Origin of the sequence: Microbacterium radiodurans, from assembly GCF_008710705.1 — a bacterium.
Taxonomy (GTDB): Bacteria; Actinomycetota; Actinomycetes; order Actinomycetales; family Microbacteriaceae; genus Microbacterium; species Microbacterium radiodurans.
Genome location: NZ_VYRZ01000003.1, coordinates 444,780 through 469,830 on the forward strand (window position 1 = coordinate 444,780; position 25,051 = coordinate 469,830).

General features: G+C 70.8%; 23 protein-coding genes and 1 tRNA gene. 17 read left to right on the forward strand and 7 right to left on the reverse strand.

Annotated features, from left to right (window positions below; translation table 11 throughout):
* Positions 1-56 precede the first annotated feature (56 nt).
* On the reverse strand, positions 57-1,277 hold the full coding sequence (gene coaBC / locus F6B42_RS12315; protein ID WP_150419979.1) for a bifunctional phosphopantothenoylcysteine decarboxylase/phosphopantothenate--cysteine ligase CoaBC: 1,221 nt from the start codon (positions 1,275-1,277) through the stop codon (positions 57-59).
* A gap of 57 nt (positions 1,278-1,334) precedes the next feature.
* Here coaBC and F6B42_RS12320 point away from each other — a divergent pair, with 57 nt between their 5' ends.
* From F6B42_RS12320 to F6B42_RS12345, 6 genes are all read left to right on the forward strand, one after another.
* The gene (locus F6B42_RS12320) at positions 1,335-2,051 is read left to right on the forward strand and encodes an NRDE family protein (protein WP_150419980.1); all 717 of its coding nucleotides are present in this window, start codon (positions 1,335-1,337) and stop codon (positions 2,049-2,051) included.
* 94 nt (positions 2,052-2,145) lie between these two features.
* Positions 2,146-3,195: an aspartate-semialdehyde dehydrogenase gene (locus tag F6B42_RS12325; protein WP_150419981.1), complete on the forward strand. Its 1,050-nt coding sequence runs from the start codon at positions 2,146-2,148 to the stop codon at positions 3,193-3,195.
* 21 nt (positions 3,196-3,216) lie between these two features.
* Complete coding sequence (locus F6B42_RS12330) at positions 3,217-4,689, forward strand: malate:quinone oxidoreductase (RefSeq protein ID WP_150419982.1); 1,473 nt, start codon at positions 3,217-3,219, stop codon at positions 4,687-4,689.
* A gap of 1 nt (position 4,690) precedes the next feature.
* Positions 4,691-5,305: a thymidine kinase gene (locus F6B42_RS12335; protein WP_150419983.1), complete on the forward strand. Its 615-nt coding sequence runs from the start codon at positions 4,691-4,693 to the stop codon at positions 5,303-5,305.
* Positions 5,306-5,402: 97 nt separating this feature from the next.
* Positions 5,403-6,113: a FadR/GntR family transcriptional regulator gene (locus tag F6B42_RS12340; protein WP_150419984.1), complete on the forward strand. Its 711-nt coding sequence runs from the start codon at positions 5,403-5,405 to the stop codon at positions 6,111-6,113.
* 57 nt (positions 6,114-6,170) lie between these two features.
* Positions 6,171-7,439 (forward strand): alpha-hydroxy acid oxidase, encoded by a 1,269-nt coding sequence (locus tag F6B42_RS12345; RefSeq protein WP_150419985.1) that lies wholly within the window; start codon positions 6,171-6,173, stop codon positions 7,437-7,439.
* Between the two features lie 93 nt (positions 7,440-7,532).
* Here the strand turns inward: F6B42_RS12345 and F6B42_RS12350 are convergent, their stop codons facing one another.
* The 4 genes from F6B42_RS12350 to F6B42_RS12365 all read right to left on the reverse strand — a co-directional run bounded on the left by F6B42_RS12350 (position 7,533) and on the right by F6B42_RS12365 (position 11,959).
* Positions 7,533-8,297 (reverse strand): HAD-IIB family hydrolase, encoded by a 765-nt coding sequence (locus F6B42_RS12350; protein ID WP_150419986.1) that lies wholly within the window; start codon positions 8,295-8,297, stop codon positions 7,533-7,535.
* A gap of 61 nt (positions 8,298-8,358) precedes the next feature.
* Positions 8,359-8,432, reverse strand: a tRNA-Pro gene (locus F6B42_RS12355).
* Positions 8,433-8,489: 57 nt separating this feature from the next.
* Positions 8,490-9,422 carry a metallophosphoesterase gene (locus tag F6B42_RS12360; RefSeq protein ID WP_150419987.1) on the reverse strand — a complete coding sequence of 311 codons (933 nt, stop codon included), beginning with the start codon at positions 9,420-9,422 and terminating at the stop codon, positions 8,490-8,492.
* Positions 9,422-11,959: a transglycosylase domain-containing protein gene (locus tag F6B42_RS12365; protein ID WP_150419988.1), complete on the reverse strand. Its 2,538-nt coding sequence runs from the start codon at positions 11,957-11,959 to the stop codon at positions 9,422-9,424. The genes F6B42_RS12360 and F6B42_RS12365 overlap by 1 nt, the downstream gene beginning before the upstream one ends.
* A gap of 87 nt (positions 11,960-12,046) precedes the next feature.
* Here F6B42_RS12365 and F6B42_RS12370 point away from each other — a divergent pair, with 87 nt between their 5' ends.
* The 3 genes from F6B42_RS12370 to F6B42_RS12380 all read left to right on the forward strand — a co-directional run bounded on the left by F6B42_RS12370 (position 12,047) and on the right by F6B42_RS12380 (position 14,571).
* Positions 12,047-12,268 carry a DUF4177 domain-containing protein gene (locus F6B42_RS12370; protein ID WP_150419989.1) on the forward strand — a complete coding sequence of 74 codons (222 nt, stop codon included), beginning with the start codon at positions 12,047-12,049 and terminating at the stop codon, positions 12,266-12,268.
* Positions 12,265-12,732 carry a RidA family protein gene (locus F6B42_RS12375; protein WP_150419990.1) on the forward strand — a complete coding sequence of 156 codons (468 nt, stop codon included), beginning with the start codon at positions 12,265-12,267 and terminating at the stop codon, positions 12,730-12,732. Before F6B42_RS12370 ends, F6B42_RS12375 begins: the two co-directional genes overlap by 4 nt.
* 96 nt (positions 12,733-12,828) lie before the next feature.
* Positions 12,829-14,571, forward strand: coding sequence for a Na+/H+ antiporter (locus F6B42_RS12380; protein ID WP_150419991.1), 1,743 nt, complete (start codon positions 12,829-12,831; stop codon positions 14,569-14,571).
* A gap of 8 nt (positions 14,572-14,579) precedes the next feature.
* Here F6B42_RS12380 and F6B42_RS12385 read toward each other — a convergent pair whose 3' ends face one another.
* Together F6B42_RS12385 and acs are read right to left on the reverse strand one after the other, a co-directional pair.
* Positions 14,580-14,882, reverse strand: a complete 303-nt coding sequence (locus F6B42_RS12385; RefSeq protein ID WP_150419992.1) for a hypothetical protein — start codon at positions 14,880-14,882, stop codon at positions 14,580-14,582.
* Positions 14,883-15,218: 336 nt separating this feature from the next.
* Positions 15,219-17,192, reverse strand: a complete 1,974-nt coding sequence (gene acs, locus F6B42_RS12390; protein ID WP_150419993.1) for an acetate--CoA ligase — start codon at positions 17,190-17,192, stop codon at positions 15,219-15,221.
* Positions 17,193-17,574: 382 nt separating this feature from the next.
* On the opposite strand from acs, the gene F6B42_RS12395 reads away from it, so the two are divergent.
* The 8 genes from F6B42_RS12395 to F6B42_RS12430 all read left to right on the forward strand — a co-directional run bounded on the left by F6B42_RS12395 (position 17,575) and on the right by F6B42_RS12430 (position 25,022).
* Positions 17,575-18,582 carry a TadA family conjugal transfer-associated ATPase gene (locus tag F6B42_RS12395; protein WP_150419994.1) on the forward strand — a complete coding sequence of 336 codons (1,008 nt, stop codon included), beginning with the start codon at positions 17,575-17,577 and terminating at the stop codon, positions 18,580-18,582.
* Positions 18,579-19,475: a type II secretion system F family protein gene (locus tag F6B42_RS12400; RefSeq protein WP_150419995.1), complete on the forward strand. Its 897-nt coding sequence runs from the start codon at positions 18,579-18,581 to the stop codon at positions 19,473-19,475. The genes F6B42_RS12395 and F6B42_RS12400 overlap by 4 nt, the downstream gene beginning before the upstream one ends.
* 69 nt (positions 19,476-19,544) lie before the next feature.
* Entirely contained in the window at positions 19,545-19,763 is a 219-nt protein-coding gene (locus tag F6B42_RS12405) for a DUF4244 domain-containing protein (RefSeq protein WP_150419996.1), read from the forward strand.
* Positions 19,760-20,098: a TadE family type IV pilus minor pilin gene (locus F6B42_RS12410; RefSeq protein WP_150419997.1), complete on the forward strand. Its 339-nt coding sequence runs from the start codon at positions 19,760-19,762 to the stop codon at positions 20,096-20,098. The genes F6B42_RS12405 and F6B42_RS12410 overlap by 4 nt, the downstream gene beginning before the upstream one ends.
* On the forward strand, positions 20,098-20,427 hold the full coding sequence (locus tag F6B42_RS12415) for an Rv3654c family TadE-like protein (RefSeq protein ID WP_150419998.1): 330 nt from the start codon (positions 20,098-20,100) through the stop codon (positions 20,425-20,427). The genes F6B42_RS12410 and F6B42_RS12415 overlap by 1 nt, the downstream gene beginning before the upstream one ends.
* 76 nt (positions 20,428-20,503) lie before the next feature.
* Positions 20,504-23,200 (forward strand): type I DNA topoisomerase, encoded by a 2,697-nt coding sequence (gene topA, locus F6B42_RS12420; protein ID WP_150419999.1) that lies wholly within the window; start codon positions 20,504-20,506, stop codon positions 23,198-23,200.
* Positions 23,197-23,835 (forward strand): dTMP kinase, encoded by a 639-nt coding sequence (tmk, locus tag F6B42_RS12425; protein ID WP_150420000.1) that lies wholly within the window; start codon positions 23,197-23,199, stop codon positions 23,833-23,835. The genes topA and tmk overlap by 4 nt, the downstream gene beginning before the upstream one ends.
* A gap of 32 nt (positions 23,836-23,867) precedes the next feature.
* Positions 23,868-25,022 (forward strand): DNA polymerase III subunit delta', encoded by a 1,155-nt coding sequence (locus F6B42_RS12430; protein WP_150420001.1) that lies wholly within the window; start codon positions 23,868-23,870, stop codon positions 25,020-25,022.
* Positions 25,023-25,051: the final 29 nt, after the last annotated feature.

The following is a 25,051-nucleotide window of genomic DNA, read 5'->3' on the forward strand; positions in this document are numbered from 1 at the left end:
GGTCCGACGAACGTATCCCGACCCGACCCGACCCGACCCGACCCGCTCGACCGGGCTCAGCGGATGCCGCGGGCCGACGCGATCGCGTCCCACACCGCGTCGGCGACCACGGCCTTCGATCCGGAGGCTTCGACGACGACCTCGCCATCCGCGCCGATGACGGCGACCGCGTTCTCGCCCGCGCCGAAGCCGGTGCTCCACCCGACCTCGTTGACGACGAGCAGATCGACGCCCTTGCGCTCGCGCTTGCGGCGCGCCCGCTCGAGCATCTCGGCGGGACCGTCCACGGTCTCGGCTGCGAACCCCACGACGGTCTGCCCGTCGCGGCGCGCCGCAGCGAGGCCCGCGAGGATGTCGTCGTTCGGCACGAGCGTGATCGACGCGAGCGGCCCGTCCTCCTTCCGGAGCTTGCGGTCCGAGACCTCCGCCGGCCGGTAGTCGGCGACCGCCGCCACCATCATCACCACATCCGCGTCGCCGGCTGCATCCGTCATGGCGTCGCCCAGCTCGGCGGCCGTCTCGGCACGCACGACCGATACCCGCGGATGCCGCGAGACCTCGTCGAGCACGCCGTCGTCGACGGACGCCGCGACGAGAGTCACCCGGGCGCCGCGCCGCGCCGCCGCGGCGGCGATCTCGGCGCCCTGCCGACCGCTCGAGCGGTTGCCGAGGAAGCGCACCGGGTCGAGCGGCTCGCGCGTGCCGCCGGTCGACACCGCGACGCGGAGGCCGGTCAGGTCGTCGTCCACCCCGCCGCTCACCGATGCCAGCGCGACGGCGACGATCTGCTCGGGCTCCGACATCCGCCCGGGGCCGCTGTCGCCGCCGGTGAGCGGCCCGTCGGCGGGGCCGACGACCACGACGCCGCGTCCACGCAGCGTCTCGACGTTCGCGACCGTGGCCGGGTGTCGCCACATCTCGGTGTGCATGGCAGGTGCGACGACGACCGGCGCCGTCGTCGCGAGGAGCGTCGTGCCGAGCAGGTCGCCGGCGAGTCCGGCGGCCATGCCCGCGAGCGTGTTGGCGGTGGCGGGAGCGACGATCACGAGATCGGCGCTCTGCCCGAGAGAGACGTGACGCACCCGTGCGACGTCGACGTGGACCGAGGTGGTGACGGGGTTCCGACTGATCGCCTCCCACGTCGTCAGACCGACGAATCGCAGCGAGTCCTCCGTCGGGACGACGTGGACGTCGTGACCTTCCGTCACGAGCAGGCGCACCAGGTGCACGCTCTTGTACGCCGCGATGCCGCCGGTGACCCCGACTACGATGAACATGTCCCCGATCCTCCCACGGCCGTCCGGCCGCACAGCAGACCCGGAGCGAGAAGCAGCATGTGCACCGTCGTCGTCCAGGTGCCGGCCGATCCGTCGCATCCCGTCCGACTTCTCGCCGTTCGGGACGAGGATCCGTCACGCGCCTGGGACCCGGTCGGCCCCTGGTGGCCCACGACGCACCCCGGTGTCGTGGGCGTGCGGGATCGGCGCGCGGGCGGTGCCTGGCTCGCCGCCGACGACGATGAGCGCCGTCTGGCGGTGATCCTCAACCGCGCCGACGTCCTCGCCGACGACGTACCGGCCGAATCGCGTGGCCGGATCGTCCTCGACGCGGTCGCCGGGGTGCCGCCGACCGGCGTTCCGCCCACGCACGGCTTCAATCTCGTCGATGTCTCCGGGGGTCGCGTGCGCATCTCGATGTGGGATGCCGCGACCCTCCGCACCGTTCGGCTCGCACCCGGAACGCACATGATCGCGCACGACGACGTCGACGATCCACGGACGGCGCGCATCCGCCGCTGGCTCGACGCATTCGCCGCCGCGGCGCCCGAACTGGAGGCTCGGGGCGACCTCCGGCCCTGGCTCGACGTGCTGCAGGACACCGCGGCGACGGCGGCCACGGACGACGAGGCGATCATCCGCGACAACCGGCCCTCCGGCATCCCGACCCTGTCGCTCCTCGTCTGCACCGCCTCGATCCGCCCGGACGGGATCGACCTGGAGTACGGCGCGCTCGACGTTCCGGGGGAGTGGAACCGACCCGAGATGGCCTGATTCGGGCGGTCATCGGCGGTCATGCGCGCCGGGCGGCTCCCGGCCCGCCGATAGAATCGCGGAAACCCGATCCCGCTTCACGCAAGGAACAGCTATGACCCGCATCTCCGAGTCCGGACTCTCCGTCGCCGTCGTCGGCGCCACCGGCCAGGTCGGAACGGTGATGCGCGAGATCCTCGTCGAGCGGAACTTCCCGATCCGCGAGCTGCGGCTGTTCGCGACCGCCCGCTCGGCGGGCACCTCGATCGACTTCGCAGGTCACGACGTCGTCGTCGAGGACATCGCGACGGCCGATCCGTCGGGCATCGACGTCGCGCTCTTCTCGGCCGGCGCGACCGGCTCGCGCGCGCACGCGCCCCGCTTCGCCGAGGCCGGCGCGGTCGTCATCGACAATTCGAGCGCCTGGCGGATGGACCCCGAGGTCCCGCTGGTCGTCAGCGAGGTGAACCCGCACGCTGTCGAAAACCGCCCCAAGGGCATCATCGCCAACCCCAACTGCACCACCATGGCGGCGATGCCGGTGCTCAAGGTGCTCGACGCCGAGGCCGGTCTCGAGCGCCTCATCGTCTCGACCTACCAGGCCGTCTCGGGCTCGGGCATCGCCGGAGCAGAGGAGTTGCTCGGTCAGGTCGAGGGCGTCCTCGCTCAGGGCGACACCCTCCGGCTCGTCCACGACGGCTCGGCGGTCGACTTCCCGCAGCCCGAGAAGTACGTCGCCCCGATCGCCTTCGACGTGATCCCGTTCGCGGGCAACCTCGTCGACGACGGCGACAACGAGACCGACGAGGAGAAGAAGCTCCGCAACGAGAGCCGGAAGATCCTCGAGCTGCCGGGCCTCCGCGTGGCGGGCACGTGCGTGCGCGTTCCCGTCTTCACGGGGCACTCCCTCTCGATCCACGCGGAGTTCGCGCGCGACATCACCCCCGACCGCGCCCGCGAGCTGCTCGCCTCCGCCCCGGGTGTGGCGCTCGAAGAGGTGCCGACGCCCCTCCAGGCGGCCGGCAGCGACCCGAGCTACGTCGGCCGCATCCGCGCCGACCAGTCGGCGCCCGAGGGCAAGGGCCTGGTCCTCTTCATCAGCAACGACAACCTGCGCAAGGGCGCGGCGCTCAACGCCGTCCAGATCGCGGAACTGTTCGCCTGACGGAACGTAGACTGTTTCATCGTGAGTGAAACGGTCGACGTCGTCCTGATCGGCGGTGGCATCATGAGTGCCACCCTGGGAACGCTGCTGAAGCAGCTTCAGCCCGATTGGAAGATCGAGGTGCACGAGCGCCTCTCGGATCTCGCGCTCGAGAGCTCGAACGCGTGGAACAACGCGGGCACCGGCCACGCCGCGCTGTGCGAGCTCAACTACATGCCCGAGGGCCCCGACGGCACCGTCGACCCCGGCAAGGCCATCACGATCAACGAGCAGTTCCAGCAGAGCCGGCAGCTGTGGACCTCGCTCATCGAGCGCGGCATCCTCGATGAGCCGTCGACCTTCATCAACGCAACGCCGCACATGACGTTCGTGCGCGGCGAGGAGGATGTCGCGTACCTCAAGAAGCGCTACGAGGCGCTGAAGGAGCAGCCGCTGTTCGCGGGCATCGAGTACTCCGAGGACTCTCGCGTCATCAACGAGTGGGCGCCCCTGCTCATGAAGCAGCGCCGGAAGGGCGAGCCGTTCGCCGCCACCCGCGTGCCGGCCGGCACCGACGTCGACTTCGGCGAGCTCACCCACCAGCTGTTCGCGCACCTGCAGGATCAGGGCGTCGACGTCATCACCGACCGCGAGGTGCGGAACCTCACGCGGCAGGCCGACGGCACCTGGCGGGTGTCGTGGCGCAACCGCCTCGGCCGCACGCCCGGCTTCACCGACGCGCGATTCGTCTTCGTGGGCGCGGGCGGCTGGGCCCTGAAGCTCCTGCAGAAGTCGGGCATCCCCGAGATCAAGGGCTACGGCGTCTTCCCGATCGGCGGGCAGTTCCTGAAGACCTCGAACCCCGCCATCGTCGCGCAACACAAGGCGAAGGTGTACTCGCAGGCCTCGGTCGGTGCCCCGCCCATGTCGGTGCCGCACCTCGACACGCGCGTCGTCGACGGCGAAGCGTCGTTGCTGTTCGGCCCGTTCGCGACGTTCAGCCCCAAGTTCCTGAAGAACGGTCGCATCACCGACATCGTGTCGCAGGTGCGTCCGCACAACCTCGTGCCGATGCTGAAGGTCGCGGTCGACAACCCGAGCCTCATCACCTATCTCGTCGGCGAGCTGCTGAAGAACCACGGCAAGAAGGTCGATTCGCTGCGCGTGTTCATGCCGACGGCCAAGGACGAGGACTGGCAGATCATCCAGGCCGGTCAGCGCGCCCAGGTCATGAAGAAGGACCCGAAGAAGGGCGGGGTGCTGCAGTTCGGCACCGAGGTGGTCACGTCGGCCGACGGCTCGATCGCCGGTCTGCTCGGCGCTTCGCCGGGTGCCTCGACAGCGGCATCCATCATGCTGGGGCTGCTGAAGAGCTGCTTCCCCGACCGGATCGCCGGGTGGGAGGGCGAGCTGCGCGAACTCATCCCGAGCTACGGCGAGCCGCTCAACCCGAACGCCGACCGCGCCCGGGCCCTGGTCGGCGAGACCGCCGAGGCTCTCGCGATCAACCCCTGACGTGGCGAAGCTCTACTTCCGATACGGAGCGATGAACTCCGGGAAGTCGACGGCGCTGCTGCAGGCGGCCTACAACTACGAGGAGCGCGGGCAGCACGTGCTGCTCGCGAAGCCCGAGATCGACACGAAGGGCGCTGGCCAGATCTCGAGCCGGCTCGGCGTCCAGCGCGACGTCGACTTCCTGATCGCTCCGGATGCCGATGTGCGCCGCGTCTTCGCCGAGCATCGGGCACGAGTGCGCGCCGAGACCGGCTCCGACGTGGCGTGCCTGCTCATCGACGAGGCGCAGTTCCTGACGCCCGATCAGGTCGACGACCTGCTCCGGATCGTCGTCTCCGAGAACGTTCCGGTGCTGGCCTACGGCATCCGCACCGACTTCCAGACGCGGGCCTTCCCCGGGTCCGCGCGGCTCATGGAGCTCGCGCACAGCCTCGAGGAGCTGAAGACCATCTGCCGCTGCGGGCGGAAGGCGCTCTTCAACGCGCGGCTCGTGAGCGGCCGGTTCGTGTTCGAGGGCGATCAGGTCGCGATCGACGAGCTCGCCCCCGACCGGGTGACCTACGAGTCGATGTGCGCCGAGTGCTACCTGCGGGAGTCGGCGGGGCGCCTCGCCTGATCCGTTTCGCGCAGGCGTGATGATTCGTTTCATCCGCCGGTTGCACGGTCTGACCACATGGGGTTAAGGTGGTCCGACCACGGAGGAGAGTGACGTCATGGTCGACGCAACCCCGGCGCGCGCCTGGCGCGTCGTTCTCGAGAAGATCGAGGCTGATCTGCTCGCGGGCCGCCTCGGCCCCGGCGACCGCCTGCCCTCGGAACGCGACCTCGTCGCCCAGCTCGGCGTCGGGCGCTCGAGCGTTCGTGAAGCGCTGCGCGTGCTCGAGGTGATGGGCCTCATCCGCACCGCGACCGGATCCGGCCCGAACGCCGGCGCCATCGTCGTCGCGCGCCCCACGGGCGGCATGCAGGCGCTCCTGCGGCTCCAGGTCGCCGCGCAGGGCTTCGCGATCGCGGACGTGGTCTCGACGCGTCTCCTGCTCGAGGAGTGGGTCGCCGGCGACCTCGCGCGGGCCGAGGAGCGCGACCTCGCCACCGCGCACGAGGCGCTCATCGCGATGGATGCCGATCATCTCTCGCCCGCCGACTTCCTCGCCCTCGACGCGCAGTTCCACATCGCGCTGGCCGAGGCCTCGGGCAACGTGGTGGTCGCGGCGGTCATGGCCGGCCTGCGCTCATCGATCGAGGACTACGTGCTCGAGGGCGTCGAGCGCATCCCCGACTGGGAGAGCGCCGTCCTGCGGCTGCGCGCCGAGCACCGCTCCATCATCGACGCGATCGAGGAGAACCGCGCCGACGACGCCCGCGTCGCGGTCCACGACCACATCACCGGCTACTACGCAGCAGCGACCACCGGTCGCCGCTGACGACAGCTCGCGGCGCCGCGGCGCCACGGACGATTTCCACCCCGCACGAGGAGAACCATGGTCACCCGCCAACTTCCGAAGATCCCCGAGCTGCTCGAGCTCATGCAGTTCAAGACGCCCGATCTGAACGGTCGCCGTCGCCGGCTGAACAGCGCGCTCACGATCGACGACCTGCGCACGATCGCCAAGCGCCGCACGCCCAAGGCCGCCTTCGACTACACCGACGGCGCCGCCGAGGGGGAGCTGTCGCTGGCCCGCGCGCGACAGGCGTTCGAGGACATCGAGTTCCACCCCGACATCCTCCGTCCCGCCGAGTCCGTCGACACCTCGACCGAGATCCTCGGCGGCCGCTCGGCGCTGCCCTTCGGTATCGCTCCGACGGGGTTCACCCGCCTGATGCAGACCGAGGGCGAGTCCGCCGGTGCGTCCGCGGCCGGTGCCGCCGGCATCCCGTTCACCCTCTCGACCCTCGGCACGACGTCGATCGAGAACGTGAAGGCCGCGAACCCGCACGGGCGCAACTGGTTCCAGCTCTACGTGATGCGCGACCGCGACATCTCGTACGGTCTCGTGAAGCGGGCAGCCAAGGCCGGCTTCGACACCCTGATGTTCACGGTCGACACCCCGGTCGCCGGTGCGCGGCTGCGCGACAAGCGCAACGGCTTCTCGATCCCGCCGCAGCTGACCGTGGGCACGATCGTCAACGCCATCCCGCGTCCGTGGTGGTGGGTCGACTTCCTGACCACGCCGAAGCTCGAGTTCGCCTCGCTCAACACCACCGGCGGCACCGTCGGCGAGCTGCTGAACGCCGCCATGGACCCGACGATCAGCTACGACGACCTGTCGGTCATCCGCGAGATGTGGCCGGGCAAGATCGTCATCAAGGGCGTGCAGAACGTCGCGGACTCGAAGCGCCTCATCGATCTCGGCGTCGACGGCATCATCCTGTCGAACCACGGCGGCCGTCAGCTCGACCGGGCGCCCATCCCGTTCCACCTGCTGCCGCAGGTCGTCCGCGAGGTCGGCGACGACGCGACGGTGATGATCGACACGGGGATCATGAACGGCGCCGACATCGTCGCATCCGTCGCCCTCGGTGCGAAGTTCACCCTCATCGGTCGCGCATACCTCTACGGACTCATGGCCGGCGGTCGGCAGGGCGTGGACCGCACGATCGCGATCCTCCGCACCGAGATCGAGCGCACGATGCAGCTGCTGGGCGTCGCGAGTCTCGAGGAGCTCGAGCCGCGGCACGTGACGCAGCTGCAGCGCCTGACGCCCGTCTCCGCGGCAGCGGTCTCCGCAGCCGAGGCCTCCCGCGCCTGACACGCCCCCGCGAGACAGCAACCGGGCACCGAGGCAGCAGCTGCGAGCTGCTGGTTCGGTGCCCGGTTGCGGTTTCGCCGGGCGGCGCGGCGCTCAGCGCGCGGGCAGCGTCGGGATCAGGGTCTCGAGGAACGCGGCGGTGTCATGCCAACCCTCGACGGCGTGGCACTCGACGCCCATCGCGAGCACCGGGTAGTCGTTGCCGTTCTCGTCGAGACGGTCGCCGACGAAGAGCATGTCACCCAGCGGGATGCCGGTCTGCTCCGCGAGCCGGTTCATGCCGTAGGCCTTGTCGATGCCGCGCTCGGTGATGTCGACCGAGGTGGAGCCGCCGGAGCGCACCTCGAGGTCGGGGAGGAGCGCCTGAACGGCCTCGCGGAGGGAGTTCTTCTTCTCGCCCGTCGGGTCCCACGCGGTCTTGGCGTCGACGGGCGCCTGCTGCCCGAGGGCCGAGAACGTGATCTGCGATCCGCGGTCTTCGAGGATCGGACCCCAGGTCTCGCTCTCCCAGAGTCTCAGACGCCGGGCTTCGCCCTCGACGGCGGCGAGGGCGCGCTGCTTCTGGTCGTCGCTCAGCGTCCGCGCGTAGATCGTCTCGATGCCGGCGGGGGAGATGCGGTAGTACTGCGTGCCGCAGGTGGGAAGCAGGTGGAAGTGCGCGAGGTGGTCGCCGTCGGTCTCGGGCAGCAGGTCGACGACCTGCGCGGTGAACTGGGCGAGCTGACCGCCCGAGATGATCGCCACCTCGACGCGCTCGGCGAGGGCGAGCAGCAGCTCGCCGATGCGCGGATCGATCGCGCTCTTGGAGGGGGCCAGCGTGTCGTCGAGGTCGAACGCGACCAGGCGAGGGGTGGGCATCCGTGCTCCGTTCTCCGGGGATATGCGAGAGGCTCCGCCTTCCGGCGGAGCCTCTCTGCTGTCGGGGTGACAGGATTTGAACCTGCGGCCTCGTCGTCCCGAACGACGCGCGCTACCAAGCTGCGCCACACCCCGTGGCAACCCTCCAAGCTTACCCCGATTCGGCTCCGAAGACGAATCGGGGTAAGCCCGTCAGCGCGTCCGGGCGCGGAGCGTGAGCACCGACGCCTCGGGACGGCATCCGAAGCGCACCGGCGCGTAGATCGAGTGACCGAGGCCGGCGCTGACGTTCAGCGGAACGGCATCCGGACCCCACGAGCTGAGACCACGAGCCTGGTCGAGCGGGATGTCGCAGTTGGCGACGAGCGCGCGTGACGAGAACGGTACGCGCACCTGTCCGCCGTGGGTGTGGCCGCCGAAGATCACGTCGGCGCCGAGGTCGACGAACGAGTCGAGCACGCGGCGATAGGGGGCGTGGGTGACGCCCACCGCGAGGGTGGCCTCATCCCGCGCTCCGAGCGCCTCGAGGGCGGCGGGAAGAGCGCCGAGGTCGTCCCAGTCGCGGTGCGCGTCGTTCACACCGAAGCCGTCGATCCGGATGCCGTCGAGCCGCACCGTGGCGGCGGCGTTGTCGAGGTCCGCCCAGCCCAGGTCGGCGCTGAAGAAGTCGTCCATCGCGTCGGTGTCGAGCTTCGGGGCGGACTTCGCGTGCCGTGAGGGGCCGGTGAAGTAGCGGATCGGGTTGCGGCCGCTCGGCGCGTACTCGTCGTTCGAGCCGTGCACGAAGAACCCCGGGACGCTGCGCAGCGGAGCGAAAGCGACGCGGATGCCGTCGAGCCCGCGCTCGTGCCCGAGGTTGTCGCCCGTGTTGATCACCAGATCGGGCTGCACGTCTTCGGCGAGCTCGGCGATCCAACGCTGCTTTCGCCGCTGCCACGGCGCCATGTGCGCGTCCGAGAGGTGCAGGACGGTGATGCTCGCGCTTCCCGGGGGCAGGACCGCGAGATCGTGCTCCCGCACGGTGAAGAGATACCGCTCGATGCCGATGCCCCAGACGGCGGCACCGCCGGCGCCCAGGGCGCCGGCGGTGGCGATCGTCTTCAGCGTCGTGGCGACGCTTCCCATCAGCAGTCGTCTGCCGTGTACTGGATGGTGATCTGGGTGCTTCGCCCCACCGTACTGCCGGCCGCGGGATCCGTGCCCGTCACGGTCGGCTGAGCGCCGTCCTGTTCCGTACACGCGGTCGTCACGCTGGTGAATCCGGCCGCGCGCAGCTGCCGCTCGGCATCCTGCGGCGAGCCCGACACCGACGGAAGGGCCACGCCCTCGCCGTTGCTGGGCGTGATGGTGACGGTGGCGCCGCCGGCGGCGCGGCCACCGGCCGGGTCCTGGGCGACGATCGTGCCGGCCGCCTCCGGGGCGTCGATCGGCTCGGCGACGTTCACCGAGAAGCCGGCGCCCTCGAGGGTGCGCTGAGCGTCTTCCACGGACTGACCCACGACGTTCGGAAGGTCGGTCAGGACGTTCTTCGTCAGGTTCGAATCGGGCGTCGGAAACGCGTCGCCGCCGTACTTGCGGTTGGCCGCGCGCTGCATCTCGGGCCATATCGCGTTACGGATCTGGTCGAGTCGCCAGCCGTTGGCGCGGTACTCGTTCAGCTTCGCGAAGCCGTTGACGTTGCCGACCCACACGACCGTGGCGACCTTCGAGCTCGCTCCGTCCATCCAGGTGTGCTCGTACTCGTGGATACCGGTCTTGCCGAAGATCGGGGTGCCGTCGTTGGTGCGTGCGCCCTGACCCGTGGCGTTCATGACGCCCTGGAGCGCGAACGCGGCGGTGGCGGCGACGTTCGCCGAGATGGCGGACGAGCACGAGGTCTGGGGCGTGATCTCGTTGCCGTTGGCGTCGACAGCGCGGTCGATGACCTTCGACTGGCACAGGTTGCCCCCACCGGCGATCGCGGCGTAGGCCTGCGCCATGTCGATCGGGGCGACGGCCGCCGAGCCGAGGATGTCGTAGGGGTTGTTGTTCTGGTCCAGCGGCTCGCCGTTGGACTGCATCACACCCATCTTCATCGCGACCTGGTTCGTCGAGCACACCGAGATGCGCTCGGCCATCGCGAGGAAGCCCGAGTTGAGGGAGTCCTCGGTGAACTTGCGCACCGTGCCGTTGTAGCCGCTGCTGTTCTGGAAGTTGCCGACCTCGTTCGCGGCTCCGCCGTTACCGGCTCGGACGTTCTGGGTCGCGCCGTCGCAGCTCGTCAGCACGCGCTTGTTGCCGATGCGGCCGTTGAGCACCTCGTTGACGGAGTGACCCTGCTCGAGCCAGTTCACGAGGCTGAACACCTTGTAGGTCGATCCGGCCGGGTGGCCGCCGCCGCCGTTGACGTTGCGGACGTTGTAGTTGACCGGCGTCGTGCTGCCGTCCTCGGCGCCCGAGGGCGAGTACGGCCGGTTCTGCACCATCGAGAGCACGCGGCCGGTGCCGACCTCGACCTGGACGGCCGAGGAGCCGAGGTTGAGGCGTCCGTCCGAGCCGGGGACGACCGACATGGCGTCGAGGGCCGTGGCCTGCAGGTCGGGGTCGATGGTCGTGTAGATCTTCATGCCGCCGCGGCGGAGGTTGCGCTGCGCATCCTCGGGCGTCTCGCCGAACGCGGGGTCGGAGAGGACGATGCTCGTGACGTACTCGCAGAAGAACTCGTAGCCCGTGGCGAGCTGGCAGCCCTGCGGACGCTCCTGGATCGCGGGGGTAATGGGCTCGGCGACGGCCGCGTCGTGCTCCTCCTGCGTGATCTTGCCGTCGGAGAGCATGCGGTTCAGCACGTACACCTGACGGTTCTTCGTCAGCGCGTACCCGTTCGCGGCTCCGTTGGTCTCGCTGTCGGGCCGGTCAAGACGGTACGTGTTCGGCTCCTGCACCATGCCCGCGATCGCGGCGGCCTGAGCGATGGTCAGGTTCGCGGCATCCGTCGAGAAGTAGTACTGAGCTGCGGCGCCGATGCCGTAGACCGTGCCGCCGAAGTGGGCGATGTTGAGGTACCCGAGCAGGATGTCGTTCTTCGGGTAGCGCTTCTCGAGCTGGATGGCGTAGCGCATCTCCTGCAGCTTGCGCTCGATGCCGTCGGTGCCGGTGGAGACGGTCGTGGTGCGGAAGCACGCCTCGACCTCTTCCTGCGAGACCGCGTCCTTCTCGCACGCCTGCTGCAGCACGTTCTTGACGTACTGCTGCGTGATCGACGAACCACCGCGGGTGTCGCCGCCGCGGAGGTTGCCGAACACGGCGCTGGCCGTGCCGAGCAGGTCGACGCCGCCGTGCGTGTAGTAGTTCTTGTCCTCACTGGAGATGATCGCGTCGTACATGACCGGCGCGACCTGGTCCCAGTTCACCGGCACGCGGTTCTGGTCGTAGAACTGCGTCATGAGGACGTCGTTGCCGTCGCTGTCCTTGCGGTAGAACTCGGTCGGCAGCATGAGCTGGTCGATCTCGAGGTAGCTCGGCATGTTGTCGAAGACGTCGATCGCGCTGGTCGCCGCATAGCCGGACACGGCGATCGCCGGGGTCACGGTGGCGGTGACGAGGACACCGGCCACGGCGCTGAGGCCGACGAGGCCAACGAGGCCGCCGAGCACACCGGTGGCCGTGCGTTTCTTGTGAGGCATAGGCTGATCGTAAGCGAGATACCTGGGCGAAAGCCCGAGGAGACGCCGTCGTGCCCCTTGTTTCCCGGCCACAGATCGGAGCCCCCGATGACGACGTGGGAGTACCTCACCACGCCCCTGCTGATCCACAACACCGCCGCGATCCTCAACAACTGGGGCAAGCAGGGCTGGGAGCTGGTGCAGATCGTGCCCGGACCCGAAGGCGGACTCGTCGCGTACTTCAAGCGACCCGTCGGCGGGGGAGCGGCCAACGCCGGTCTCGGAGCCGCGCATCAGGCCGCGCAGCAGTTCGAGGGAACCGGGGCATGAGCGTCTCGGCTCGTCTCGCCGAGCTCGGCATCGAGCTGCCCGGTGTCGTGCCCCCGGTCGCGGCGTACATCCCCGCGACCGTTCACGGCGATCTCGTCTACACGTCGGGCCAGCTGCCGATGGTCGACGGTGCCCTGCCGGCGACCGGCAAGGTGGGCGACGGCGACGGCCTCGTCCCGGCCGACCAGGCGAAGGAGCTCGCCCGGCGCTGCGCGCTGAATGCGATTGCCGCGGCGGCCGATGTCGCCGGCGGGGTCGACCGGCTCGTCCGCGTCGTCAAGGTCACCGGCTTCGTCGCATCCGTCCCCGCCTTCACCGGGCAGCCCGGCGTCATCAACGGTGCCAGCGAGGTGCTCGGCGAGGTCTTCGGCGAGGCCGGGCGCCACGCCCGCTCGGCGGTCGGCGTTCCCGTCCTGCCGCTCGACTCGCCCGTCGAGGTCGAGGTCGTCTTCGCGCTCGGCTGACCCGCGGGACGTCGGCCCTCGCGCATCCCGCCCGAGCGCGGCATGATCGGAGCCGCTCGTGCGTTGCGCTGAGCGGGGCTGACGAAAGGCGCACTCATGCAGGGACTCGAGGTCACCGTTCTGCTGGGCATCGCCCTGCTCGTGGGAACCGTGCTGGCGCCGAGGCTTCGGGTCGCGACGCCCCTCGTCCTGCTCGTGATCGGGCTGCTTCTCGGGTTCGTGCCCGAGTTGCGCGCGATCGAGCTGCCGCCCGAGACGGTGCTTCTGCTGTTCCTGCCGGTGTTGCTCTTCCGCGAGGCGTGGACGACGTCGGTGCGGTCGGTGCGCCGCTCGCTGCGCTACATCGTGCCGATGAGCACGCTGCTCGTCGTCGCCTCCGCCTTCGCTGTGGCCGGGGTCGCGACGTGGCTCGGTGTGCCGTGGGAGGCCGCGCTCGTGCTCGGTGCGGCGGTCGCGCCGCCGGATGCCACGGCCGTCGCCGCCCTCGGGCGACTGCTCCCACCGCGGACGTTCATGAAGCTGAAGGCCGAGAGCCTGACCAATGACGGCACCGCGCTCGTGCTGTACGCGATCGCGGTCTCGCTCCTGCTCGGCGATCAGGTGACGCCGTGGTCGATCACCGGGATGGTCGTGCTGTCGTACGTCGGGGGCGCGGCGGCGGGCATCGCGGTCGCGGCGCTCGCGTACGTGGCCCTCCGACGCATGAACTCGACGCTGACGATCAACCTGACGCTCATGCTCGTGCCCTTCGTGGCATTCCTCGTCGCGGAGATCATCGGCGCCTCCGGGGTTCTCGCGGTCGTCTTCGCCGGACTCATCGTCGCGTGGGTCTCGCCGCGCATCACGACCGCGACCTCGAGGCGCGCCGCCGATGCGACCTGGCCGTTCGGGGTCTACCTGCTCAACGGGGCGCTCTTCGTGCTCATCGGACTCGAGGTGCAGCTCGTGCTGCACGAGATCTCACCCTCCGAGATCGGCCGTCTGCTGCTCATCACGGCCGCCGCGTGGATCGCGCTGTTCGTGGTGCGCTATCTCTTCCAGTGGCTGTTCTCGCCGTTCTCACGACCGGCTGCGGGGTCGAGCCGGACGCTCCGGCACCGGTCACGCCTCGTCAGCACGGTGTCGGGATTCCGCGGCGCGGTGTCGCTGGCGATCGCGCTGTCGGTGCCCATCACCACCGCCGGCGGCGAGGCCGTCGCGGGACGTGATGCGATCGTGTTCGTCACCGCCGGCGTCATCGTGCTGACCCTGCTCGTGCAGGGGCCGCTCCTGCCGGCCGTCATCCGGTGGGCGAAGCTGCCGTCCGACGATGCGGCGATCGAGGAGTTCGAGCTCGCGCAGCGGGCGATCTCGGGAGCGGCGCTGGCCGCGCTCGACGAGCTGGCGGTGGAGCACGGGGTGAGCGACGCCGTCCGCGACCGAGCCCGCCGGGAGGGCTACGAGCGCCTCGAGCTCGCCAACGCGCGCTCGATCGCCCGGCTGCGGGCCGCCGAGGCGCAGCAGCGCGCCGCGTCCGACGCGATCGACGTCGACGACGGTGATGCGGACGCGGCGCGGATGGGCCCCGTCCCGCCGGCGGCGATCGACGACGGCCGGGGCGCGGCGTCGCAGCTCGAGATGATCGCGGTGAGCGACGACGTCGACATGGAGCAGCGCTCGCCGCTCATCCGCCACAGCGAGACCGTGCGCCTGAACCTCGCAGTGCTCGACCGCAAGCGCGAGGTGCTGCTGCGGTTGCGGCGCGAGGGCAAGATCGACGACCTGCTGGCGCGCCGCATCCTCGCCTCGCTCGACCTCGACGAGATCCGCGCGCGCGGCCTGGAGAAGGCCGGCGACTGATCCGGCGCTCACTCGTCGGCGCGGCCGTTGTCGATCCGGCGGTTGTGTCCCTCGATCGCGGCCCACGCGCCGAGGGCGGTGCCGAGGGGAATGAGCGCGGACCAGAACCCGGTCGACGGACCGAGGAACACGACCGCGGCGACGAACAGCACGGCGGCGATGATCCGCAGTAGCGCGCTGTGCCGCGGGACGACGTCGGCGTTCCTCGTGAACGGCACGAGCGTGTCGGGATTGGCGAGCAGCGTCCGGTGCAGCGCGGCGAAGAGGAGTGCCGACGCCGTCGCCATCATCAGCCAGCCGAGAATCGCCATCCGGCGACGGTACCAGCGGTCCGCCGATGACCGGGCGCGGCCGAGCCCGCCGCGCGGGGCGCAGCAGCCCGCACGAACTCCTCAGATCCGAGAGCCGGAGCGAGTGCCGTCCCGGATCGCGGGGAGCCCCGCTTCGAGCTGCTGCCGTCTCTGCGGAGTTGCGGCGCGAGCGTCTTGAAGAGGCGGCCGTCCCAACGTGCAGAACTCAGGAGGATCGGCGGCATCCGGCAGCCCGAACCGCGGAGTTCCGCGGGTGTCGGCACGGCCGGTGTCGATCTTCATGAGTTCTGCACGGGCGGGGTGGCCGAAGCGCCGCCCCGCGCCGTCGTGAGAGCCCTACTTCTTGGTGACCTGGCCGGAGATGGTGCTCATGACCATGGTGTCGGCCAGGGTCGTCGTGTCGCCGACCTCGCGCCCCTCCGCGACATCGCGCAGCAGTCGTCGCATGATCTTGCCCGAGCGGGTCTTCGGCAGCTCCGTGACGAGGTAGACGTCGCGGGGGCGGGCGATGGCGCCGATCTGCTGAGCGACCCACGCGCGCAGCTCGCCGACGAGCCCGTCGAGCTCTTCGTGCTTCGTCATGTACGACTGCTTGATGACGCAGAACGCGACGACCGCCTGTCCGGTCGCCTCGTCGGCGGCTCCCACGACGGCCGCCTCGGCGACGGCCTCGTTGCCGACGAGCGCCGATTCGATCTCCGTCGTCGACAGACGGTGACCAGAGACGTTCATGACGTCGTCGACGCGGCCCATGAGCCAGATGTCGCCGTCGTCGTCGAGGCGCGCGCCGTCTCCGGCGAAGTAGTACCCCTGGCTGTCGAACTTCGCCCAGTACGTCTCGACGAAGCGGTCGGGGTCGCCCCAGATGCCGCGCAGCATGCTCGGCCACGGCTCGGTGATGACGAGCAGGCCGCCGTTGCCCTCGCCGACGGGTCCGCCGTTCTCGTCGACGACGTCGATCGAGATGCCGGGAAGAGCCACCTGGGCGGAGCCGGGCTTGGCCTCGGTGACGCCCGGGAGGGCCGAGATCATGATCGCGCCGGTCTCGGTCTGCCACCACGTGTCGACGATCGGAGCCTCGCCGCCGCCGAGGACGCTGCGGTACCACATCCACGCCTCGGGGTTGATGGGCTCACCCACCGACCCGAGCAGTCGGATGCTCGACAGATCGAACTCCGCGGGGACCTGCCGGCCGACCTTCATGAACGAGCGGATCGCCGTCGGCGCCGTGTAGTAGATCGTGACGCCGTACTTCTGGATGATCTCCCATGACCGGCCCGGATGCGGCGTGTCGGGCGTTCCCTCGTAGAGCACCTGCGTCGCGCCGTTCGCGAGCGGTCCATAGGTGACGTAGGAGTGTCCCGTGACCCAGCCGATATCCGCGGTGCACCAGTACACGTCGGTCTCGGGATGCAGGTCGTGGACGACGCGGTTGGTGAAGGCCGCCTGGGTGAGGTATCCCCCGGAGGTGTGGAGGATGCCCTTGGGCTTTCCCGTCGTGCCGGAGGTGTACAGGATGAACAGCGGGTTCTCGGCGGGGAAGGGCTGCGCCTCGTGCTCCGCGGATGCGGCGGGCACGACCTCGTGCCACCAGAGGTCGCGTCCGTCGGTCCACTCGATGTCGTTGCCGCCGCGGCGCACGACGAGGACGTGCTCGACGCTCTGCTGCGGCCCCGACCCGCGATCGGCGAGGGCCTGGTCGACGGCCGGCTTCAGCGGCGACACCTTGCCCTTGCGGTAACCGCCGTCGGCGGTGATGACGAGCTTGGCGCCGGCGTCGTCGATACGGGTGCGCAGGCTGTCGGCGGAGAAGCCTCCGAACACCACCGAGTGCACGGCCCCGACGCGGGCCACCGCGAGCATCGCCGCGACGGCCTCGGGGATCATCGGCATGTAGATGGCAACGCGGTCGCCCGCCTCGATGCCGAGCTCGGTGAGCACGTTCGCGACGCGCTTGACCTCATCGGTGAGCTCCGCGTAGGTCACGCGTCGGTCGTCGCCCGGCTCGCCCTCCCACAGCAGCGCGACGCGGTCGCCGTTGCCGGCCTCCACGTGCCGGTCGAGGCAGTTGTAGGCCACGTTGAGCTCGCCGTCGTCGAACCACTTCGCGAAGGGCGGGTTCGACCAGTCGAGCGTCTGCGTGAACGGGGTGTGCCAATGCAGCTCCCGCGCCTGATCGGCCCAGAAGCCCTCGCGGTCGGCGGCGGCCCGCTCGTACAGCTCGGCGGTCCCGACGGCGGCCGCGGCGAACGCGGCGGGCGGCGCGAATCGTCGCGTCTCGGTCAGCAGGTGGTCGATCTGGCTGCTCATGCGGCTCGCTCCTTCGCGGTCGGTCAGCTCGCCGCACCGGGCGGCGTCCGGTCAATCTAGGCCGCGGGGAAGACCCCGGGCTACCGCCGATAGTAGGTGGTGCGATTCGCGTCAAGCGGACCCTCGGATTGGCCGCCCGTGGCGGGGGAGCGTAAACTCGACATCGGCCGGACATCGTCCGCGCCCGTGGCCTCCCGACCTACCCCCCAAGCGGCGGGATGCTGCGTGGACGGCATCCCATCCCCCAATCGGGATGCCGTCCTTCTCTTCTTCCGGGAGCGATCGCGAGCGCGGTTCCTCCCCAGGCGCCCGCAGACGACGACGTCCCCCGGATGCGCTGACCCGGCCGGCTGCCGAGCCGCGGCGTTCCTACCGTGAGGTCATGCCGCAGCCCTTCGTCGTCGTGCCTCGCGGTGCGGCCGCGCCCACTCGTCCTCGGCGGACGCCGCCGGACCACCCCGCGCTCGCGTCGCTGCGGCCGTACCTGGCCGATCCCGACGTGACCGACGTGTTCATCAACGGCGACGGAGCCCTCTTCGTCGACCGCGGCGACGGCGCCCGGCCCGTCGAGGGATGGTCTGCGGAGCCCGACGCCGCCCGTGCGCTCGCCGTGGCGTCGATCGCCCTCGGCGGCCGTCATCTCGACGATGCGACACCGTGCGCCGACGTGCGGTGGGAGGGCGGCATCCGGGTTCATGCGGTCCTGCCGCCGATATCGTGCGCGGGCGCTCTCGTCTCCATCCGGCTTCCGGCCCCGGAGCGGCCGTCGCTCGACGATCTCGGACGCGCCGGTATGTTCGACGCCGCCACCGCCTCCCGCCTGCGGGCGCTCGTGGCGAATCGCGTCAACCTGCTCGTGACCGGTGCCACCGGCGCCGGCAAGACGACGCTGCTGGCGGCGCTTCTCGGCGAAGCCGCTGCGGCGGAGCGCATCGTGACCATCGAGGACGTCGCCGAGCTGCGCATCGATCACCCGCATCACGTCCGCCTCGAGGCTCGGCAGCCGAACCTCGAGGGCGCTGGTGGTGTCACGCTGGCGCGGCTCGTGCGCGAAGCGCTGCGGATGCGGCCCGATCGCCTCGTCGTGGGGGAGTGCCGGGGTGAAGAGGTGCGTGAGCTGCTGACGGCCCTCAACACCGGGCACGACGGTGGCGCGGGAACCGTGCACGCGAGCGGGATCCGCGACGTGCCGGCGCGCCTCGAGGCCCTCGGGGCCCTAGCGGGCTGGGACGGTCGCACGGTCGCCCGCCAGGTCGTCAGCGCGATCGGTGCCGTCATCCACGTGGGGCGGGCAGACGGCAGTCGGCGGGTGCTCGGCATCGCGCGGCCGGTCCTCGCGGGCGACGGCTGGGAGCTCGAGGAGGCGTCCGACTTCGAGGGAGGATCGTGAGGTCGCGCCGGCGCGCATCCGGGTCGACACCCGCCGAGGCGGGCGCGGCGACGGTGGCGTCGACGCTGCAGCGCATCGCGGTGCTGCTCGAGGCCGGCATCGCCCCCGACGTCGCATGGCGACATCTCGCCGCGAGCGGAGATGCGACCGCGTCGGCCGTGGTGTCGCGACGAGATGCCGGCACCGACCTCGCCGGGGCGATCGCGGCCCGGGGCGGCGCGTGGCGCGACGCCGGGGCGGCATGGCAGGTCGCGTCGACCGTGGGCGCGCCGCTCGCGCACAGTCTCCGCGTGATCGCCGAGGCGGTGCGCGCCGCCGAGCGCACTCGCGACGACATCCGCGTCGCCCTCGCGGAACCGGCGGCGACCGCTCGCCTCGTCGCGTGGCTGCCGCTCGTCGCGGTCGCGCTGTCGGTGGCCCTCGGCTTCGACCCCGTCGCCACCGTCGCGCATCCGCTCGGAGCCGCCAGCCTGACGGGCGGCGCGGCCCTCATGATGCTCGCGCGCTTCTGGACCCGCCGACTCGTCGCGCGCGCCCAGCCGAGCGGCGAGGTCGCGGGCCTGTCCGCCGAGATGCTGGCCATCGCCCTGTCGGGCGGCGTCTCGATCGAGCGCGCCGAGAGGGTGCTCCAGGATGCCGGCGGGGCCGTCGACCCGGCCGCACGTGCCGTGCTGCAGCTCTCGGCCGCTGCCGGGGCGCCCGCAGTCGAGCTGCTGCGAGCGAGCGCCGACCTCGACCGTCACGAGGCGCGCGTCGCCGGCCGCCTCCGCGCCGCCGAGCTCTCGTCGCGGCTGCTCATCCCGCTCGGCGTGTGCACGCTTCCCGCGTTCCTGCTCGTGGGTGTCGTGCCGATGCTGCTCGGCGTGCTCACCGCGACCCCGATGCCCCTGTGACGCCGACGCGACGCACCGCCGACGAACCGTGCCCACCGAATCCGATACCCGCACCGAAGAGGAGCACCCATGACCCGGAGACCCCTGCCCCCGACATCCATCCCGCGACTCACGCGAGCCCGAGCCGCGCGGTTGTTCGCCGACGAGTCCGGCGCGGCGACCGCCGAGTACGCGATCGCGACGATGGCCGCCGTCGCCTTCGCCGGCCTTCTGGTTCTGATCATGCGCAGCGACGAGGTGCGCGGCATCCTCACCGATCTCGTTCGCCGTGCCCTGACGGTGCAATGATCCGGCGGCTCGACGACCGCGGAGCGGTCACGGCCGAGTTCGCGGTCGTCGTGCCCGCGGCGCTGCTGGTGGTGATGCTGGCCGTGGCGACCCTCGTCGCGGCGGGGACGCAGGTCCGACTCGAGCATGCCGCCGCGCAGGCGGCGCGTCTGTCGGGACGCGGCGAGGATGCTGCGCGAGCGCGCGCGGCCGTCGATGCCGCCGTCCCCGGCGCATCCCTCGCCCTCACCGCCGAGGGCGATCTCGTCTGCGCGGTCGTGACGGCCGGACACGGCATACCTCTGCCGGTTACGTCGCTGCGTGCTCGGGCGTGCGCCCTCGCGGGAGGCGGGTGATGGCCGGGTCGACAGTCTCGATCGGCGTGCTCGCCGTCGTGGCGACCCTCGGCATGGGGCTCGGTGCCGTCGGATCCGCCGCCGTCTCCGCGGCCCGCGCAGCGGCGACCGCCGACACCGCCGCGGTCGCCGCTGCCGACACGGCGCTCGGGTTCGTCGCGGGAGCCCCGTGCGAACGCGCGGAGGAGATCGTGACGAGCGCGGGGCTGTCTCTCGTCGGCTGCGAGATGGACGGCGTGTCGGCGACCGTCACGGCTGCCGCCGCCGCGGGTGTATTCCGCGTGCACGCGCGCGCCCGCGCGGGCCCACCGGCCGCTCATTCCGGCTGAAGGATATGGCGCGCCCGCTCCCAGGACTTCACCCTGTCAAGCGCGTGTATGGTGTGCGTCGGAGAAAGGATGGCTCGTGGCAGGTGGCAAGAAACTCGTCATCGTCGAGTCCCCGACGAAGATGAAGTCGATCCAGGGATATCTGGGCGACGAGTACGAAGTGCTCAGCTCGGTCGGTCACATCCGGGACCTCGCGAAGAAAGAGGACATCCCGGCCGACAAGAAGCAGGCGTACGGCAAGTACTCCATCGACGTCGAGAACGGGTTCGACGCGTACTACGTGGTCAGCGACCGCAAGACGAAGACCGTCGCCGAGCTCAAGCGCGCCCTGAAGAGCGCCGACGAAGTCCTGCTCGCCACCGATGAGGACCGCGAGGGCGAAGCCATCGCGTGGCACCTCCTCGAGGTGCTCAAGCCCAAGGTCCCCGTCAAGCGCATGGTCTTCCACGAGATCACGAAGGACGCCATCCGCGCGGCGGCCGGCAACACCCGTGAGCTCGACCTCGCACTCGTCAACGCGCAGGAGACACGCCGCGTGCTCGACCGCCTGTACGGCTGGGACGTCTCGCCGGTGCTGTGGCGGAAGATCGGATCCGGACGCGACGGTCAGGCCTTGAGCGCCGGTCGCGTGCAGTCCGCCGCGACGCGCATGGTCGTCGACCGCGAGCGGGAGCGCATGGCCTTCGTCTCGGCGTCGTACTGGGACATCGAGGCCCACGCGGCCAAGGACGGCGGCTCGTTCTCGACCCGCCTCGCCCGTCTCGACGGCGCACCGCTCGCCCGCGGCACCGACTTCGACGACAGCGGCTCGCTGAAGAAGGCCGTCGTCGTCCTCTCCGAGACCGAGGCGCGCGAACTCACCGCGGCGATCGAGAAGGTCGCCGCCGCGTCGGTGACGGCTGTCGAGGCCAAGCCCGGCACCCGCAGCCCCAAGGCCCCGTTCACGACCTCCACGATGCAGCAGGAGGCGGGCCGCAAGCTCTCGATGAGCGCCAAGCACGCGATGAGCGTCGCCCAGCGTCTCTACGAGAAGGGCTACATCACCTATATGCGCACCGACTCGACCGCGCTGTCGGCGCAGGCCGTGACGGCGGCGCGCACGCAGGCGGTCGCCCTCTACGGTGACCGCGCCGTGCCCGCGAGCCCGCGCTCGTACCGCAACAACGCCAAGAACGCGCAGGAGGCGCACGAGGCAATCCGTCCCTCGGGCGAGGAGTTCCGCACTCCTGCCTCGGTCGCCTCCGGGCTCGACCGCGACGAGCAGCGCCTCTACGACCTCATCTGGAAGCGCACCGTCGCCAGCCAGATGTCGGATGCGAAGTACGAGACCACGACGGTGACCCTCGAGGTCGCCGCGTCGGGCAAGACCGCCGCGTTCACGGCATCCGGAACGGTCTACACCTTCAAGGGCTTCCTCGAGGCGTACGAGGAGGGCAACGACGAGAAGCGCGGCGACAACGATCGCTCCGCCGACCAGTCGCTGCCCGCGGTGGTCGTCGGCGATGAGCTGCGCCTCTCGGACGTCGAGCCGAAGGGTCACGCGACGAGCCCCAAGCCCCGGTACACCGAGGCGAGTCTCGTCAAGGCGCTCGAAGAGAAGGGCATCGGTCGCCCCTCGACCTTCGCGAGCATCATCGACGTCATCATCGAGCGCGGTTACGTGACCAAGCGCGGTCAGGCGCTCGTGCCGAGCTGGCTGTCGTTCAGCGTGGTGCGTCTGCTCGAGCAGCACTTCTCCGACCTCGTCGACTACGACTTCACTGCGGCGCTCGAGGACGACCTCGATGCCATCGCCCGCGGCGAGCAGGCTCGCGAGGCGTGGCTGAAGGAGTTCTACTTCGGCTCCGACAACCACGTCGGTCTCCGCAACATCGTCGAGAACCTCGGCGACATCGACGCTCGCGAGCTCAACGCGACGCCGATCGGCGACGTCGCGACACTGCGCTTCGGCAAGTACGGTCCGTACCTCGACGTGCCCGTCGCCGAGGGCGAGACGCGCATCGTCAACGTCCCGGACGATCTCGCACCCGACGAGCTCACGCCCGAGAAGGCGCAGGAGCTCATCGACGCGCCGGTCGCGGGCGACCGCGTCCTCGGCGAGAACCCCGAGAACGGCAAGCTCATCGTCGTGAAGGACGGGCGCTTCGGGCCGTACGTGCAGGAGCTCGAGCCCGAGCCCGACGAGACGGTCGACGAAGCGACCGGCGAGGTCGCGGCGCCCAAGAAGAAGACGACCAAGAAGGATGCCGCGCCGAAGCCCCGCACGGCGTCGCTGTTCTCGTCGATGAGCGTCGAGACCGTCGACCTCGAGCAGGCGCTGAAGCTGCTGTCGCTGCCGCGCGTCGTCGGTGTCGACCCCGAGTCGGGCAACGAGATCACCGCGCAGAACGGTCGCTACGGCCCGTACCTGAAAAAGGGGACGGACTCGCGCACGCTCCAGAGCGAGCAGCAGCTGTTCGACATCACCCTCGACGAGGCGATCGCGGTCTACGCCCAGCCGAAGTATGGCGCGCGGGCGGCGTCGAGCGCGCTCAAGGAGTTCGAGGCCGACCCCACGAGCGGCAAGCCGATCAAGCTCAAGGACGGCCGCTTCGGCCCGTACGTCACCGACGGTGAGACGAACGCGACCATCCCGCGCGGCGAGAACGCCGACGACGTGACCTTCGAGCGCGCCGTGCAGCTGCTCGCCGACAAGCGAGCGAAGGGCCCCGCTCCCAAGCGCACGCGCAAGACCACCACGACGACGCGCAAGCCCGCGGCGAAGAAGAAGTGACCGCGGGGGAGTCGGGCATCTGGATCACCCTCGAGGGCGGCGACGGGGCGGGCAAGACCACGCAGGCCGCGGCTCTCGAGTCGTGGTTCGCCGAATCGGGTCGGACGGTGGTGCGCACGCGCGAGCCGGGCGGCACCGAGGTGGGGACGCTCGTCCGCGAGATCGTGCTGCACCACCGCGGTGACATCGCCCCACGCGCGGAGGCGCTGCTCTACGCAGCCGACCGCGCGCACCACGTCGAGACCCTCGTGCGTCCGGCGCTCGCGCGCGGGGAGGTGGTCATCCAGGACCGCTACCTCGATTCCTCCGTGGCCTATCAGGGCGCAGGCCGTGTGCTGGATGCCGACGAGGTGCGGCGCATCTCGCTGTGGGCTGCCGACGGCGCACTTCCCGACCTCACGGTGCTGCTCGACCTCGACCCGGCCGAGGCCCGCGCGCGTCTCGACGCCGACGACAAGCCCTTCGACCGGCTGGAGGCCGAGAAGGCCGCGTTCCACGAGCGCGTCCGCCGGGCGTTCCTCGATCTGGCCGCTGCCGAGCCCGACCGCTTCCTGGTCGTCGACGCCTCGCGTCCCGCCCCCGAGATCTCGGCGGACATCCGCGCCCGCGTCGCGCGCGCACTCGACGCCCGGTGAGGCGCGTCGGCGGCTCCCCGTAGGCTGATCACATGGCAGCGGCGACCGAGCTTGCGCTCCCGTGGGGCGACGTGTGGGGGCAGGGCGACGCCGTCGCGGCGTTGCAGGCCGCGGCATCCGATCCGGCTCAGCTCGCGCACGCATGGCTCATCACGGGTCCGCCCGGGTCGGGGCGCTCCACCCTCGCGTACGCCTTCGCCGCGGCCCTGATCGCCGAGCCCGGCGACGAGGCCGCGATGCGCCAGGTCCTCGCGGGGACGCACCCGGATCTCACGGCGCTGCGCACCGAGGGCGTCGTGATCACCATCCGCGACGCGCGCGCCCTCGTCGAGCGGTCGTACTTCTCGCCGTCGCTCGGTCGTTACCGTGTGATCGTCATGGAGGACGCCGATCGCATGGTCGAGCGCACGAGCAATGTGCTCCTCAAGGCGCTCGAGGAGCCGCCGGAGAAGACCGTCTGGATCCTGTGCGCCCCGAGCGACGCCGACCTGCTGCCGACCATCCGCTCCCGGGTGCGGATGCTCCGGCTGCGCGAGCCCGATGTCGCGGACGTCGCCCGGCTCATCACCGCGCGTACCGGCGTCGATGCGGCCGTCGCCGAGCAGTCGGCGCGGCTCGCGCAGCGACACATCGGCATGGCGCAGCGGCTCGCGACCGACGACGCGTCGCGACGGCGCCGGGAATCGACCCTCCGCGACGTCCTCGCGGTCCGCGGCGTCTCGGACGCCGTCGAGGTCGCCGGGCGGGTCGTCGCTGCGGCGACGGATGACGCCAAGGCGCTCACCGCCGAACGCGACGAGGCGGAGCGCGAGGCGCTGCTGCGCACCCTCGGCATCGCCCCGGGCGCACCGGTGCCGCCGGCCGTGCGCGGTCAGCTGAACGCCCTTCAGGACGATCAGAAGCGGCGCGCGACACGGAGCCTCCGCGACGGCATCGATCGCGTCCTGACCGACCTGGAGTCGATGTACCGCGACGCGCTCATGCTCCAGTTCGGCCGGGGCGACGATCTCATCAACCTCGAGCTCGCCGACGACCTGCGCTCCCTCGCGACCGCCTGGACTCCCGACCGCACTCTCGTCGTGCTCGATCGCATCGCTGCGACCCGAACGAACCTCCAGGGCAACGCGGCGCCGCTGCTCGCGCTCGAAAGCATGCTCATCACCGTGGCCAGCGGAAGGACCCCGTGAAAGCTCCTCGTCGACTCGTCACCGCCGTC